This window comes from Pseudomonas sp. FP1742 (assembly GCF_030687145.1).
Taxonomy (GTDB): Bacteria; Pseudomonadota; Gammaproteobacteria; order Pseudomonadales; family Pseudomonadaceae; genus Aquipseudomonas; species Aquipseudomonas frederiksbergensis_D.
In genome coordinates this window covers 6,193,330-6,208,234 of the sequence record NZ_CP117460.1, presented here as the reverse complement: position 1 = coordinate 6,208,234, position 14,905 = coordinate 6,193,330, and the positions used below count along the sequence as shown (strand labels likewise).

Below are 14,905 nucleotides of genomic sequence, written 5' to 3'. Positions count from 1 at the left end.
AACCCGTGGAGTGGTCATGACAACAACAATATCCCCCGACTCGCGCTGGACGCGGCGGCGCAGCGAAAAGCAGCGGCGTCTCGAGATGGTGCGGGGCCTTGCCGACGGTGTGGTGCTGCCCACCGACAAGATCGTGGCGGCGCTGGAGGCGTTGATTCTGCCCGGCGACCGTGTGGTGCTGGAGGGCAATAACCAGAAGCAGGCGGACTTCCTGTCCCGCTCCCTGGCCAAGGCCGATCCGGGCAAGCTGCATGACTTGCACATGATCATGCCCAGCGTCGGGCGCTCCGAGCACCTGGACCTGTTCGAACGCGGCATCGCACGCAAGCTCGACTTCTCGTTCGCCGGTACCCAGAGCCTGCGCATCAGCCAATTGCTAGAAGACGGTTTGCTGGAAATCGGCGCGATCCACACCTACATCGAGCTCTATGCGCGGCTGGTGGTCGACCTGATTCCCAACGTCGTGCTCTCGGCCGGTTTCATGGCCGACCGCGCCGGCAACATCTACACCGGCCCGAGCACCGAAGACACGCCCGCGTTGATTGAACCGGCGGCCTTCAGTGACGGCATCGTCATCGTTCAGGTCAATCAACTGGTGGACGATGTCAGCGACCTGCCTCGCGTGGATATCCCCGCGTCCTGGGTCGATTTCGTCGTGGTGGCGGACAAGCCGTTCTACATCGAGCCGCTGTTCACCCGAGACCCACGGCACATCAAGCCTGTGCACGTGTTGATGGCGATGATGGCGATCCGCGGGATCTACGAAAAACACAACGTTCAGTCGCTCAACCACGGTATCGGCTTCAACACCGCCGCCATCGAACTGATCCTGCCGACCTACGGCGAATCCCTCGGTTTGAAGGGCAAGATCTGCCGCAACTGGACGCTCAACCCGCACCCGACCCTGATCCCGGCCATCGAAAGCGGCTGGGTCGAAAGCGTGCATTGCTTCGGCACCGAACTGGGCATGGAAAACTACATCGCCGCCCGGCCTGACGTGTTCTTCACCGGCCGCGATGGCTCCCTGCGCTCCAACCGGATGTTCAGTCAGCTCGCCGGACAATACGCGGTGGACCTGTTCATCGGCGCGACCCTGCAAGTCGATGGCGACGGTCATTCCTCCACCGTGACTCGCGGCCGCCTGGCCGGTTTCGGTGGTGCGCCGAACATGGGCCACGACCCGCGTGGTCGCCGTCACGGCACACCCGCCTGGCTCGACATGCGCCACACCGACGTCGCCGAGCCGATGCTCGAACGCGGCAAGAAACTCGTGGTGCAGATGGTCGAGACCTTCCAGGAGGGCGGTAAACCGACCTTCGTCGAAACCCTCGACGCGGTGGAGGTGGCGAAGAAAAGCGGCATGCCGCTGGCGCCGATCATGATCTATGGCGACGACGTCACCCACCTGCTCACCGAAGAAGGCATCGCCTACTTGTACAAGGCCCGTTCCCTCGAAGAACGCCAGGCGATGATCGCTGCCGTCGCCGGGGTGACCGCCATCGGCCTGCGCCACAACCCCAAAGACACCGCGCGCATGCGCCGCGAAGGCCTGATCGCCTTGCCCGAAGACCTCGGCATCCGCCGCACCGACGCCACTCGCGAACTGCTCGCAGCGAAAAGCGTGGCCGATCTGGTGGAGTGGTCCGGTGGCCTCTACAACCCGCCCGCCAAGTTCAGGAGCTGGTAATGCACGCATTCAACCTGCAACCGAAAACCCTCACCCTGGCTGAGCGGCTGGCGGATCTGGCGGTGGACGCGCTGATCGACGAAGCCGACCTGTCGCCGAAACCGGCGCTGGTGGACCGTCGCGGCAATGGCGCGCACACCGATTTGCACCTAGGGCTGATGCACGCTTCGGCGTTGTCCCTGTGGCCGGCGTTCAAGGCAATGGCGGACGCGGCCATCGAGTTTAGTGAAGTCGGTTTACCGCTGCGCGAAACCGTTGGGCGGATTGGTCGTGAAGGGGAGCAAGTGATGCTCGCTACCACGGGCGGCGTGAACACTCATCGTGGGGCAATCTGGGCCTTGGGGCTTTTGGTCACGGCCGTCGCGCTGGAACCTGAGTCCAGTGCCGCAAGCGCCATCACCTTGCGCGCTGCGCGCCTGGCCCTTCTCGACGACCGTTACGCCCCGCGTCCGCTCAGCCACGGCGCGCAAGTCGCACAGCGTTACGGCGCACGCGGTGCCCGTGAAGAAGCACAGCTCGGTTTCCCGGCGGTGATTCAACGCGCACTGCCGCAACTCAAACGCAGCCGCGACGCAGGCCATGCCGAACAGAACGCCCGGCTCGATGCCTTGCTGGCGATCATGACGACACTGGCCGACACCTGTGTGCTCTACCGCGCCGGCGAAACCGGCCTGCACGCCATGCAACTCGGCGCTCAAGCCGTGCTCGACGCCGGCGGCAGCGCCAGCCTCGCCGGTCGCCGTCGTTTGCATGAGCTGGACCAACAATTAATCGCGTTGAATGCCTCGCCCGGCGGCGCTGCGGACTTGCTCGCAGCCTGTCTGTTCATCGACCGCATCGAGTCGCGCGACGGCATCTTCCAGGGAGCGTTTTGATGGAAACCTTATCCTTTGAATTCCCCGCCGGGCAGCCGCCTCGGGGCAGGGCGCTGGTGGGCTGCGTGGGCTCGGGCGATCTGGAAGTGCTGATCGAACCGGGGCTGGCGGGCAAGTTGACGATCCAGGTGCAGACCTCGGTCAATGGCAGCGAACAACGCTGGCAGCATCTGTTCGCACGGATGTTCGATGGCCAGACGCCGCCGGCGATGGCGATCGATATCCACGATTTCGGCGCCACCCCCGGCGTGGTGCGCTTGCGCCTGGAACAGGGCTTTGAGGAGATCGGTCATGACTGATAGCGCAGCCTTGTTGAATAAACACAGCTTCGTCGAACTCGGTGCGCGGCAACGCGCCAAGGCCTTGCTCGACGTTGGCACCTTCCGCGAACTGCTCGACCCGTTTCAGCGAATCATGTCGCCCTGGCTGTCGCGCCAGGGCGTGGTGCCGCAAGCCGATGACGGCGTGGTGATCGCCAAGGGCAGCATTGGCGGTTTGCCGGTGGTGATCGCGGCCATCGAAGGCGCGTTTCAGGGCGGCAGCCTGGGTGAAGTCGGCGGGGCGAAGATTGCCGGTGCGCTGGAACTGGCCGCCGAGGACAACCGCAAAGGCATTCCCACCCGTGCCGTGTTGCTGCTGGAAACCGGTGGCGTGCGTTTGCAGGAAGCCAATCTCGGGCTGGCGGCGATTGCCGATATTCATGCGGCGATCATCGATCTGCGCCAGTACCAGCCGGTAATCGGCGTGGTCGCCGGCAGCGTTGGCTGTTTTGGTGGGATGTCGATTGCCGCCGGGTTGTGCAGCTATTTACTGGTAACCCAGGAAGCACGCCTTGGCCTCAACGGCCCGCAGGTGATCGAGCAGGAAGCCGGGCTTGAGGAATACGACTCCCGTGATCGCCCGTTTATCTGGAGCCTGACCGGCGGCGAGCAACGGTTCGCCAGTGGCTTGGTGGATCGCTATGTCGAGGACGACGTGGCGCAGATTCAGCAGCAGGTCGGCGAATTGCTCAAGCAAGGTTTGCCGGACCAACAACGTAGCTGTCAGGCCGAATGGTTCTTGCAACGGCTGGCGCGTCTGGACGCCGAACCGCAAATCGAGCCGTCAGTGGTTCGCGATCTGTATCAAGGAGAGCGCTCATGAGTTCGTATTCCCTGAGGGGCTTGAACTGGTTCAACGCCTTGAGTGCCGAGGCCAAATCGGTTGAGGGTTTGCCGGCTTCGCTGAAAGTCGCCGACGCTGTATTGGGCGATCAACCTGTGCGTTTTATCGCGGTGGTGGCCGACCCCGACAACCGCTTCGTCCGTGCCCGCAATGGCGAGGTTGGTCTGCTGGAAGGTTGGGGCCTGGCCAAAGCGGTGGATGAGGTGATCGAAGCCGATCGGGATAAGCCGCACAAACGGGCGTTGATCGCCATCGTCGATGTGCCGAGCCAGGCTTACGGTCGGCGCGAAGAAGCGCTCGGCATTCATCAGGCCTTGGCCGGTGCGGCGGACAGTTATGCCCGCGCTCGACTGGCCGGCCATGCGGTGATCGGTTTGCTGGTGGGCAAGGCGATGTCCGGGGCGTTTCTCGCCCATGGGTATCAGGCCAACCGGTTGATCGCGTTGCGCGATCCGGGTGTGATGGTGCATGCGATGGGCAAAGCGTCGGCGGCGCGGGTGACGTTGCGCAGTGTCGAAGAACTGGAGGCGTTGGCCGCCAGCGTGCCGCCGATGGCCTATGACATCGACAGCTATGCCAGCCTGGGCTTGCTCTGGGAAACCTTGTCGGTGGAGCAGATCGAGCAGCCGACGACGGCGGATCTGGCGCGCGTGACGGAGTGCCTGAGCCAGGCGATTGGCGATGTCGCTGCCAACGGTCGCGATCTGAGCCGCCGCCTGGGGGCGAGTAACCGCGCCGCGTCGAGCAAGGTTCGCCAGTTGTTGAGAGCGCAGTGGTGAACAGGTTTCGGCCCCACGACCTGCTTTGGGGGATGACCCCGGAGCAGTTGCCTGTGGATGCGCCCGGGTGGGTGATCGAGTCGGTCGGCGCCGGTCAGCCGGTGGTGGTTCGGCGCGCGACGACTGCGCCGGGTCAAATCGCGGTCGGAGTGCGTGGGCGCTTGCGTGAGCAGCGTTATGCAACGTCGATGGCGATCACGGCGATTTCGCGTCGCGTGATGCCGGAAGACCTCTGTCATGTCGCCCCGGCTCACGACCTGCCGGCCCTGCGAGCGCTGGCGCACCTGCGGCCGCTGCTCGACGCCTGCGGTTGGGTGTGGGGTGTCAGCGGCAGCGCCGGGTTTGAATTGGCCAGTGGTTTTGCGGCGCTCCATGAGCGCAGCGATCTCGACTTGATCCTGCGTACTGCGCAGCCGCTGAGCCGATCTCAAGCGCAGGTGTTGATGATGCTGATCGGCACCGCCGAGTGTTTGGTGGACATGCAATTGCAGACGCCGAATGGCGCTGTCGCCCTGCGCGAATGGGCGGGTCCGTCGCAACGGGTTCTACTCAAGAACGCCCATCAAGCGTGTCTGGTGTCCGATCCGTGGAACCCGCAGGAGCAAGCAGCGTGAGCAGCTTGCTGGTGTTCCCCGGCCAGGGCGCGCAACAACCGGGCATGCTCCATCGCTTGCCTCGGGAAACGCTGATCGAGGCGAGCGAGGTGCTGGGCGAAGATGTCTTGCTGCTCGATTCTGCCGAGGCGTTGCAGTCAACGAGGGCGGTTCAGTTATGCCTGCTGATCGCTGGAGTGGCTGCTTCACGTCAGTTATCAATGGCGCCGGATTACGTGGCCGGATTGTCCATCGGCGCCTACCCGGCGGCGGTGGTGGCCGGCGCCTTGAGGTTCAGCGATGCACTGCATCTGGTCAGCCTGCGCGGTGAACTGATGCAGCAGGCATATCCTCAGGGCTACGGCATGACCGCGATCATCGGTCTGGAATTGGCGACGGTGGAAGGGTTGCTGGCGCAGGTTCACAGTGTTGATACACCGGTTTACCTGGCCAACATCAACGCCGATAACCAGGTGGTGATTGCTGGCAGTGATTCGGCGATGAAAGCAGTTGCCGACCTGGCGCGCAGCCGTGGCGCCGGTCTGGCCAGGCGTCTGGCGGTCAGCGTGCCGTCCCATTGTCCGCTGCTGGAAACACCGGCGAAAACCCTGGCCGAAGCCTTCGCCAAGGTGCAATTGAAAACGCCGGCCCTGGGTTACCTGAGCGGCAGTCGAGCCCGGCCCGTCATCAACACGGATGCCTTGCGCGACGACCTGGCGTTCAACATGTGCCGCGTCGTCGATTGGCGCGGTACGGTGCAAAGCGCTTACGAGCGCGGCGTGCGTTTACAGATCGAACTGCCGCCCGGCGCGGTGTTGACCGGGCTGGCGCGCCGGGTGTTCGAGCAGGGCACCGTGATTGCCTTCGACGGTGCCCGGCTCGATACCTTGCAGGCGCTGTTGCGTGAGGAGGGAGGCCGCCAACCCTAGACCACCGACTCAGGTTGCGAACTACAAAAACAACAATTTCGACGATGCACTTTGAGGACTACAACAATGATTATTTACGGTGTGGCGCTGTTGGCGATCTGTACGCTGGCAGGGGTGATCATGGGTGACATGCTCGGCGCGTTGCTGGGGGTGAAATCCAACGTCGGCGGGGTCGGGATCGCGATGATCCTGCTGATTTGCGCACGGTTGTGGATGCAAAAACGCGGCGGCATGACCAAGGATTGTGAACTGGGCGTCGGCTTCTGGGGCGCCATGTACATTCCGGTGGTGGTTGCCATGGCGGCGCAACAGAACGTCGTCACTGCCCTGCACGGCGGCCCGGTGGCGGTGCTGGCGGCGATCGGTTCGGTGGTGCTCTGCGGTTGCACCATTGCCCTGATCAGCCGGAGCCACAAAGGCGAACCCTTGCCCGATGAGCCAGTGGAAGTCACCCCGGTCGGCACGCCAGTAGGAGGTCGCTGATATGTGGGAACTCATTGAGAAAGGCCTGGTAAATAACAGTCTGGTCACGGCGTTCGCGTTCGTTGGCGTGATCATGTGGGTGTCGGTGGTGTTGTCCAAACGCCTGACTTTCGGGCGGATTCACGGCTCGGCGATTGCCATCGTCATCGGCCTGGTGCTGGCCTGGGTCGGCGGCACCATGACCGGCGGGCAAAAAGGCCTGGCGGATTTGTCACTGTTTTCCGGCATCGGTTTGATGGGCGGCGCCATGCTGCGTGACTTCGCCATCGTCGCCACGGCGTTCGAGGTGCAGGCCACCGAAGCGAAAAAGGCCGGGATGATTGGCGCTATCGCGCTGCTGCTGGGGACGATTCTGCCGTTCATTGTCGGGGCGAGCATTGCCTGGATGTTCGGCTATCGCGATGCGATCAGCATGACCACCATTGGCGCGGGCGCGGTGACGTACATCGTTGGGCCAGTGACGGGTGCGGCGATCGGGGCCTCATCCGATGTGATGGCGCTGTCGATTGCTACCGGGTTGATCAAGGCGATTCTGGTGATGGTCGGCACGCCGATGGCCGCGCGCTGGATGGGCCTGGATAACCCACGTTCGGCCATGGTATTTGGCGGGTTGGCCGGGACTGTCAGCGGTGTGACGGCCGGGTTGGCGGCGACGGATCGGCGGCTGGTGCCCTATGGTGCGTTGACGGCGACGTTCCATACCGGGCTTGGGTGCTTGCTTGGGCCTTCGTTGCTGTACTTCATTGTTCGCGGGATTGTTGGCTAGGTTACGATTCGATTCGCCTGTTCTGACGCCTTCGCGAGCAAGCCCGCTCCCACAGTTGACCGAGTTCTTGGTAACTACTCGATCTAATGTGGGAGCGGGCTTGCTCGCGAAGGGAGCGACACGGTCTCAAACCTGCCGATTGGCATACATCCGACACTCCGCCAACAGCGCCAGCAAATTCGGGTCGCGCTCCTTGGCCTTGAGAAACACCACGCCAATGTGCTGCTGCAACCGGTACTTTTCCTGCAATGGGATCAGCTTCACCCGGTTCTCATACACCGCCGCAATCCGCCCCGGCAGCAACGCATAACCCACCCCCGAGCTGACCATGCTCAGCAGGGTGAAGATGTCGTTGACCTGCATCGCCACCTTCGGCTCGAACCCCGCCTGCTTGAACACCCGAATACCGTCCTGGTGCGTGGCGAAGCCTTGGGTCAAGGTGATGAACGTTTCGTCACGGACCTCGGCCAGATCGACTTCGGTCCGCTGGGCAAAGGGCGAGTCCGCCGGGGTGGCGAGGAAGATGTCATCGGAAAACAGCGGGATCTGTTCGCAGTCCGGGTCGTTGACGCTGTCGTCCAGCGATACCAGGATCGCGTCGACTTCCATGTTCTTGAGCTTGTACAGCAGGTCGATGTTCGAACCCAGAATCAGGTCGATATTGAGTTCGCTGCGGCGGATTTTCAGGCCCATGATCAGCTGCGGCACGGTCTTCACCGTCAGCGAATACAGCGAGCCGAGTTTGAAGCGTTCGGCGGAGAACCCGGCGGCTTCGCGGGTCAGACGCACGGTTTCGAGCACGTCCTGAATCAGCTTCTGCGCCCGCTCTTCCAGCACATAAGCACTTTCCAACGGGGTCAGGTTGCGGCCTTCGTGCTTGAATAGCGGGCAGCGCAGGGCGCTTTCCAGGGAGTGGATGGCGCGATGCACGCTGACGTTGCTGGTCTGCAACTCGACGGCGGCGCGGGCCAGGTTGCCGGTGCGCATGAAGGCCAGGAACACCTCGAGTTTTTTCAGGGTCAACTCTTCATCGATCAACATGGGCCAGACTCTTATTCGAATGTCCCGATTGTGCCCAATTGGCTGACGTTTGGCTTGATGGCTTTCGTAGGGGGCATTGTGTTCTGAAACATTGCGCTTTTAACCTTGAGGCCTGAGCCTTGCGCGCGGCGTTAATGAACGTAGAGGTGAGCAATACATGTATCACGGGGAAAGATTGAACGCCTGGACGCATTTGGTCGGGGCTGTCGCAGCATTTGTCGGGGGCGTGTGGCTGCTGGTGATCGCCAGTATGGACGGCAGCCCGTGGAAGATCGTCAGCGTGGCGATTTACGCATTCACCTTGCTGGTGCTGTACAGCGCCTCGACCGTTTACCACAGCGTGCGTGGGCGCAAGAAAGCGATCATGCAGAAGGTCGATCACTTTTCGATCTACCTGCTGATCGCCGGCAGTTACACGCCTTTTTGTCTGGTAACCCTGCGCGGGCCGTGGGGCTGGACCCTGTTCGGGATTGTCTGGGGGCTGGCGCTGATCGGCATCCTGCAGGAGATCAAACCGCGCTCGGAAGCGCGGATTCTGTCGATCGTGATCTACGCGGTGATGGGCTGGATCGTGCTGGTGGCGGTCAAGCCGCTGCTGGCGGCACTGGGCCCTGTCGGCTTTGCCTGGCTGGCGTCGGGTGGGGTGCTCTATACCGTAGGGATTATCTTTTTCGCCCTCGACCATCGCCTGCGCCACGCCCATGGGATCTGGCATCTATTCGTGATCGCCGGGAGTTTGCTGCACTTTGTGGCGATTTGGTTTTATGTGCTTTGAGGCCTTTACGGGGGTAAATGATCCAGTTGCGCCTGCGCCCGTCGGCTGAACACCTGCAATAAATCGTTCAAGGTATGCGGCGGCGGTTCGTCGGCGCGGGTCACTGCGTACAAGGTGATCGGTAGCGCTGGTGCCAGGGGGCGAATCGCCGTGGTGGAGGGGGATGCGCCGAGGGCGGTGAACGGATCGATCACCGCCAACCCGGCCCCGGATTCAACCATCGCCCGCGCCAGCGAATAGGTCTGCACGGCGATGCGTACTTTTGGCGGCGGCTCGACCGCCTCAAGGTAGCTGTCGAGCCGGGCGGCCAACGGGTCGGCGCTGGACAGGCCGATCAGCGGCGCACCGGCCAGTTCGATCAACGGCAATGGTTTACCGTGAGTGTCGTCGGCCCAATAGCCCTTCGGCGCCAGCGCCACCAACATTCCACAGGCCAGGGTCTGTGCCTTCAAGCCCGGATGATCCGGCGGTTGCAGCGTCAGGGCGACATCCACTTCGCGCATCAACAGGTTCTGCATCAGCTCACGGCTGTGGGCGCTGGACAGTTCGCAGACGATTTCCGGGTAGCGTTGCGTCCATTCGTTGATCGCCGGCGGCAGCAGCGACAAGGCCAGCGCCGGGATTGCGCCGATCCGCACACTGTGGCCCGGTTCGCGGCGCAGGCTCTGGGCCAGGCGGCGCACGCCTTGCAGGCTTTCAGTAACCTTATCGACCTCGCGCTCAAGCTCCAGGGCTTCGGGCGTCGGCTGCAATTTACCGCGCACCCGCAGGAATAACGCAAAGCCCAGTTGCTGTTCGGCGTGTTGCAGCACTTTGCTCACCGCCGGCTGCGACACGTGCAGTAACTGGGCGGCGCCACTGACCGAACCGGTCTGGCGAATGGCCTGGAAAATCTCGATGTGTCGCAGTCGCATGGCAAGTCCATAACCTTTGTTTATGGGTCAGGCATCTTTATGCATTGTTCAACGCCTGTCACCTGGTCCTAACCTGAGGCATGTTCCAACAACGCTTAAGGACAGACATGGCTCAGCGGGTTTGCATTATCGGTGGCGGCGTCATCGGGCTGACGACGGCTTACGCACTGGTTCGCGACGGCATCGACGTGACGCTCATCGAGGCCCGGGAATCGTTTGCCAGCGAAACCAGCTTCGCCAACGGCGGCCAGTTGTCCTACCGCTATGTCGCGCCACTGGCGGATGCCGGTGTGCCGTTGCAGGCGCTGGGCTGGATATTGCGCGGTGATTCGCCCTTGAAGCTGCGCCCGCGCCTGGACCCGGCGCAATGGCGCTGGATGGCGTCCTTTGTGGCGGCCTGCCGGCGTTCGGTGAATCAGCGCAATGGCGCGCATCTGCTGCGTCTGGCGTTGCTGAGCCAGGCCACGTTGCAAGACTGGCGCGACGCAGACCTCCTCGACGGTTTCGACTGGCGGCGCAACGGCAAACTGGTGACGTTTCGTGAGATCGCGAGTTTCGAGCGTGCGCGCCAAGGTCTGACGGATCCGCGACAGCAACAGGTGTTGTCCCAGGCCGAGTGTGTACAGCTGGAGCCGGCACTTGCCGAGGCGCCGTTCGTGGGGGCGATCTACACGCCCGATGAAGAAGTCGCCGATTGCCATGCGTTCTGCCAGCAACTGGTGGCCCGGCTCAAGGCGTCGGGGCGTTGCGAGTTTTTGCCGGGCCGCACGGTCACCGGCATTCGCCACGGGGACGGCGCGGTGCAGGCCGTCGAAATGGGCGCGCAGGTGCTGCCGGTCGAGCAACTGGTGATCGCTGCCGGTCATCGCAGCCCGGCGCTGGCATTGCCGGGCATGAACCTGCCGCTGTACCCGCTCAAGGGCTACAGCCTGACCGTGCCGATCCGCGCCGAATACCATGCGCCGCAGCTGAGCATCACCGATTACAACCGCAAGATCGTTTACGCCCGCATTGGTGCGCAATTGCGCGTGGCGGCGATGGTCGACATTGTCGGCTTCGACCCGGCGCTCGATCCCAAACGCCTGGCGCTGATCAAGCGCCAGGCCCGGGAAACCTTGCCCAATGCCGGCGATTACGACGCGGCCATCGAATGGGCCGGGATGCGCCCGGCCACGCCCAGCGGCGTGCCGTTGATTGGCGCCACGGCCTACCGCAACCTCTGGCTCAACCTCGGCCATGGTGCCCTCGGCTTCACCCTGGCCTGCGGCAGCGCTCGGCTGCTGGGTGATTTGATTGCCCGGCGCGTACCCTCGATCGACATGCAGGGCCTGACACCTCCGCATCACCGCTAATCGCCTTACCCACAACGGAGAATAACAATGCAAAAAATCACGTTGATCGGCTGCACCCTCGGCCTGCTGCTCGGCAGTCAGGTTCAGGCCAATGAAGCGCCACTGACCGGCACGCTGAGCAAGGTCGCCAATGCCAACAGCATCACGCTGGGTTATCGCGACGCGTCAGTACCGTTCTCCTACGTGGGTGACCAAAGCGGGCAGCCGATGGGCTATTCGGTGGATCTGGCGAGCAAGATTGTCGAGCGCATCAAGCAAAGGCTTGCGCGGCCGGATCTGCAGGTGAAGTACAACCTGGTGACCTCGCAAACGCGCATTCCGCTGGTGCAGAACGGCACGGTCGACCTTGAATGCGGCTCTACCGGCGTGACCGCCGAGCGCCTGCAGCAAGTGGCGTTTTCTTACGGGTTCATCTACGTGAAAGGGCAGTTGCTGACGGCGAAGGACAGCGGCATCAAGCGCTTCGCCGACTTGCGTGGCAAGAACGTCGTGACCACCGCCGGCACCACCAACGAGCGGTTTCTGAAGAGCTACAACGTCGATCACAAGATCGATATGTTCGTGATCAGCGCCAAGGACCATGGCGAAGCGTTCCAGATGCTGCAGTCGGGAAGGGCGGCGGCGTTCTACATGGACGACGCGCTGCTCTACGGTGAACGGGCCAAGGCTCGCGATCCGCATAAGTGGGTGGTGGTGGGCGAGGAGCAATCGCGGGAAATCTACAGTTGCATGGTGCGCAAGGACGATCCGCAATTTCTTGAGTTGGTGAATGCGACGCTCGCCGATTTGTACAGCTCGGGGGAAATCAATGGCATCTACAACCGCTGGTTCCAGCAGCCGATTCCGCCCAAGGGGTTGAACCTTGAGTTTTCGATGACCAGCGAGTTGAAGGCGATTATCGCCAAGCCGGTGAGTGAGCCGGTGCAGTAGTTTTTGTTTTTTATGTGTTGTAGACCGCGTCGCCGGCCTTCGCGAGCAAGCCCGCTCCCACCTTAGATCTGCGGCCAACACAGAATCTGTGAACACCCGAGATCAAATGTGGGAGCGGGCTTGCTCGCGAAGAGGCCCTAGAAGTCACCCCACAACTGCTGGGCCACTGCCAACGCCACCACCGGCGCGGTTTCGGTGCGCAGCACGCGCGGGCCGAGGCGGGCGGCGTGGAAACCGCCAGCCTTGGCCTGCTCGACTTCAACGTCGGACAAGCCGCCTTCCGGGCCGATCAGGAACGCCAGGCTTGCAGGTTTGGCGTGACTCACCAACGGCTCGGCCACTGGATGCAGCACCAGTTTCAATTCGGCCGCCGTCTGCTTCAACCAGTCGGCCAACAGCAGCGGCGGATGAATCACCGGCACCCGTGAACGCCCGCACTGCTCGCAAGCGCTGATCGCCACCTGACGCCAGTGCATCAGGCGTTTGTCGGCGCGCTCGTCCTTGAGGCGGACTTCGCAGCGGTCGGTGAAAATCGGGGTGATTTCAGTGACGCCCAGTTCGGTGGCTTTCTGAATCGCCCAGTCCATCCGCTCGCCACGGGACAAGCCCTGGCCGAGATGGACCGCCAGCGACGACTCGACCTGACCGGTGAAGCTTTCGTCGATTTGCACCACCACGCGCTTCTTGCCGACTTCCACCAGCGTGCCGCGAAACTCATGGCCCGAGCCGTCGAACAATTGCACCGCATCACCCTCGGCCATGCGCAGCACACGGCCGATGTAATGCGCCTGGGCTTCGGGCAACTCGTGTTCGCCGGTGCTCAAAGGGGCGTCGATAAAGAAGCGGGACAGTCTCATCTTGGGTCTCTACTGAATCAGAAATTTGGATCGAGTCGCTTTTGTGGCGAGGGGGCTTGCCCCCGTTGGGCCGCGAAGCGACCCCAAAACCTGCAACTGCGCTATTCCAGTGAAAACGTATCAACCGGATTTACGACTGCTTCGCAGCCGAACGGGGGCAAGCCCCCTCGCCACAGTTAAGCTCTTTCACACAGGGATCTGGGCAAGGCTTCAACCCGGATCGCGATAGCCCGGATGAAAGTCCTTCGGTACCGCCACGCTGACGCTGTCACGGGTGGCGATGTCGATGCCTTCGCTGGCCACTTCGGCCAGAAAATCGATCTGCTCCGGGGTAATCACGTAAGGCGGCAGGAAATACACCACGCTGCCCAATGGCCTCAGTAAAGCACCTCGTTGCAGGGCATGCTGGAACACCGTCAAACCACGACGTTCCTGCCACGGGTAAGCAGTCTTGCTGGCCTTGTCCTTGACCATCTCGATCGCCAGCACCATGCCGGTCTGGCGCACTTCGGCAACGTTCGGGTGATCGACCAGGTGCGCGGTGGAAGAGGCCATGCGCTGAGCCAGGGCCTTGTTGTTCTCGATGACGTTGTCTTCTTCGAAGATATCCAGCGTCGCCAAGGCCGCCGCGCAGGCCAGCGGATTGCCGGTGTAGCTGTGGGAATGCAGGAAGGCGCGCAGGGTCGGGTAGTCGTCGTAGAACGCGCTATACACCTCATCGGTGGTCAGGCAGGCCGCCAACGGCAGGTAACCACCGGTCAGGGCCTTGGACAGGCAGAGGAAGTCCGGGCGGATGCCGGCCTGTTCGCAGGCGAACATCGTGCCGGTACGACCGAAGCCGACGGCGATCTCATCGTGGATCAGGTGCACGCCATAACGATCACAGGCGTCGCGCAGCAGCTTGAGGTACACCGGGTGATACATGCGCATGCCGCCGGCGCCCTGAATCAGCGGTTCCAGAATCACGGCTGCCACGGTGTCGTGGTGGTCGGCCAGGGTCTGCTCCATGGCGGCGAACATGTTGCGCGAGTGTTCTTCCCAGCTCATGCCCTCGGGGCGCAGGTAGCAATCGGGGCTCGGCACCTTGATGGTGTCCATCAGCAGGGCTTTGTAGGTTTCGGTAAACAGCGGCACGTCGCCCACCGCCATCGCTGCCATGGTTTCGCCGTGGTAGCCGTTGGTGAGGGTGACGAAGCGCTTCTTGTTCGGCTGGCCGCGGTTGAGCCAGTAGTGAAAGCTCATTTTCAGCGCGACTTCGATGCACGACGAACCGTTATCGGCATAGAAGCATCGGGTCAGGCCCTCGGGCGTCATCTTCACCAGTCGCTCGGACAGCTCGATCACCGGCTGATGGCTGAAACCGGCGAGGATCACGTGTTCCAGCTGATCGACCTGATCCTTGATGCGCTGGTTGATCCGCGGGTTGGCGTGGCCGAACACATTGACCCACCAGGAGCTGACGGCGTCGAGGTAGCGTTTGCCTTCGAAGTCTTCCAGCCACACGCCTTCACCGCGCTTGATCGGGATCAGCGGCAGCTGTTCGTGGTCTTTCATCTGGGTGCAGGGATGCCACAACACGGCGAGATCGCGTTCCATCCACTGTTTATTCAGGCCCATTTTCTGTCTCCTCGAGGCTACCCGTGACGTAGGCGGGTAAACAATCGCGCAAGCCTATGCAATGCGCGTCACTGGGACAACCCATTGTGTCGATTGAGCTACTTTGTATAGGACGATAGACGTCGCTGGCGGCGTTTTGATGG

The 14,905-nt window shown here is 62.5% G+C and carries 16 protein-coding genes; 12 read left to right on the top strand and 4 right to left on the bottom strand.

Annotated features, from left to right (window positions below):
• Positions 1-16 precede the first annotated feature (16 nt).
• The 9 genes from mdcA to madM all read left to right on the top strand — a co-directional run bounded on the left by mdcA (position 17) and on the right by madM (position 7,276).
• Positions 17-1,687 (top strand): malonate decarboxylase subunit alpha, encoded by a 1,671-nt coding sequence (gene mdcA, locus PSH64_RS28205; protein WP_305479296.1) that lies wholly within the window; start codon positions 17-19, stop codon positions 1,685-1,687.
• Positions 1,687-2,562, top strand: coding sequence for a triphosphoribosyl-dephospho-CoA synthase (locus PSH64_RS28200; protein WP_305479295.1), 876 nt, complete (start codon positions 1,687-1,689; stop codon positions 2,560-2,562). Before mdcA ends, PSH64_RS28200 begins: the two co-directional genes overlap by 1 nt.
• On the top strand, positions 2,562-2,861 hold the full coding sequence (locus PSH64_RS28195) for a malonate decarboxylase subunit delta (protein ID WP_007941972.1): 300 nt from the start codon (positions 2,562-2,564) through the stop codon (positions 2,859-2,861). Before PSH64_RS28200 ends, PSH64_RS28195 begins: the two co-directional genes overlap by 1 nt.
• Entirely contained in the window at positions 2,854-3,705 is an 852-nt protein-coding gene (locus tag PSH64_RS28190) for a biotin-independent malonate decarboxylase subunit beta (protein WP_305479293.1), read from the top strand. The genes PSH64_RS28195 and PSH64_RS28190 overlap by 8 nt, the downstream gene beginning before the upstream one ends.
• Positions 3,702-4,505, top strand: coding sequence for a biotin-independent malonate decarboxylase subunit gamma (gene mdcE, locus PSH64_RS28185; RefSeq protein WP_105340828.1), 804 nt, complete (start codon positions 3,702-3,704; stop codon positions 4,503-4,505). The genes PSH64_RS28190 and mdcE overlap by 4 nt, the downstream gene beginning before the upstream one ends.
• Positions 4,499-5,119 (top strand): malonate decarboxylase holo-ACP synthase, encoded by a 621-nt coding sequence (locus tag PSH64_RS28180; protein ID WP_305479291.1) that lies wholly within the window; start codon positions 4,499-4,501, stop codon positions 5,117-5,119. Before mdcE ends, PSH64_RS28180 begins: the two co-directional genes overlap by 7 nt.
• Positions 5,116-6,027, top strand: a complete 912-nt coding sequence (gene mdcH / locus PSH64_RS28175) for a malonate decarboxylase subunit epsilon (RefSeq protein WP_305479290.1) — start codon at positions 5,116-5,118, stop codon at positions 6,025-6,027. The genes PSH64_RS28180 and mdcH overlap by 4 nt, the downstream gene beginning before the upstream one ends.
• 66 nt (positions 6,028-6,093) lie before the next feature.
• Entirely contained in the window at positions 6,094-6,510 is a 417-nt protein-coding gene (madL, locus tag PSH64_RS28170; RefSeq protein WP_105340831.1) for a malonate transporter subunit MadL, read from the top strand.
• A gap of 1 nt (position 6,511) precedes the next feature.
• Positions 6,512-7,276 (top strand): malonate transporter subunit MadM, encoded by a 765-nt coding sequence (gene madM, locus PSH64_RS28165; protein ID WP_105340832.1) that lies wholly within the window; start codon positions 6,512-6,514, stop codon positions 7,274-7,276.
• Positions 7,277-7,402: 126 nt separating this feature from the next.
• Here madM and PSH64_RS28160 read toward each other — a convergent pair whose 3' ends face one another.
• Complete coding sequence (locus PSH64_RS28160; RefSeq protein ID WP_105340833.1) at positions 7,403-8,317, bottom strand: LysR substrate-binding domain-containing protein; 915 nt, start codon at positions 8,315-8,317, stop codon at positions 7,403-7,405.
• Positions 8,318-8,474: 157 nt separating this feature from the next.
• Here PSH64_RS28160 and PSH64_RS28155 point away from each other — a divergent pair, with 157 nt between their 5' ends.
• The gene (locus tag PSH64_RS28155) at positions 8,475-9,092 is read left to right on the top strand and encodes a hemolysin III family protein (protein ID WP_105340834.1); all 618 of its coding nucleotides are present in this window, start codon (positions 8,475-8,477) and stop codon (positions 9,090-9,092) included.
• Between the two features lie 5 nt (positions 9,093-9,097).
• Here the strand turns inward: PSH64_RS28155 and PSH64_RS28150 are convergent, their stop codons facing one another.
• Complete coding sequence (locus PSH64_RS28150) at positions 9,098-10,006, bottom strand: LysR family transcriptional regulator (RefSeq protein WP_305479289.1); 909 nt, start codon at positions 10,004-10,006, stop codon at positions 9,098-9,100.
• 107 nt (positions 10,007-10,113) lie between these two features.
• On the opposite strand from PSH64_RS28150, the gene PSH64_RS28145 reads away from it, so the two are divergent.
• Positions 10,114-11,358, top strand: coding sequence for a D-amino acid dehydrogenase (locus PSH64_RS28145; RefSeq protein ID WP_305479288.1), 1,245 nt, complete (start codon positions 10,114-10,116; stop codon positions 11,356-11,358).
• A gap of 27 nt (positions 11,359-11,385) precedes the next feature.
• Positions 11,386-12,288 carry a transporter substrate-binding domain-containing protein gene (locus PSH64_RS28140; RefSeq protein WP_305479287.1) on the top strand — a complete coding sequence of 301 codons (903 nt, stop codon included), beginning with the start codon at positions 11,386-11,388 and terminating at the stop codon, positions 12,286-12,288.
• A gap of 137 nt (positions 12,289-12,425) precedes the next feature.
• Here the strand turns inward: PSH64_RS28140 and PSH64_RS28135 are convergent, their stop codons facing one another.
• Together PSH64_RS28135 and PSH64_RS28130 are read right to left on the bottom strand one after the other, a co-directional pair.
• A complete protein-coding gene (locus PSH64_RS28135) occupies positions 12,426-13,145 on the bottom strand; it encodes a 16S rRNA (uracil(1498)-N(3))-methyltransferase (protein WP_064620925.1) in 720 nt (239 codons plus the stop codon).
• A 210-nt stretch (positions 13,146-13,355) separates the two neighbouring features.
• The gene (locus PSH64_RS28130) at positions 13,356-14,762 is read right to left on the bottom strand and encodes an adenosylmethionine--8-amino-7-oxononanoate transaminase (protein WP_105340838.1); all 1,407 of its coding nucleotides are present in this window, start codon (positions 14,760-14,762) and stop codon (positions 13,356-13,358) included.
• Positions 14,763-14,905: the final 143 nt, after the last annotated feature.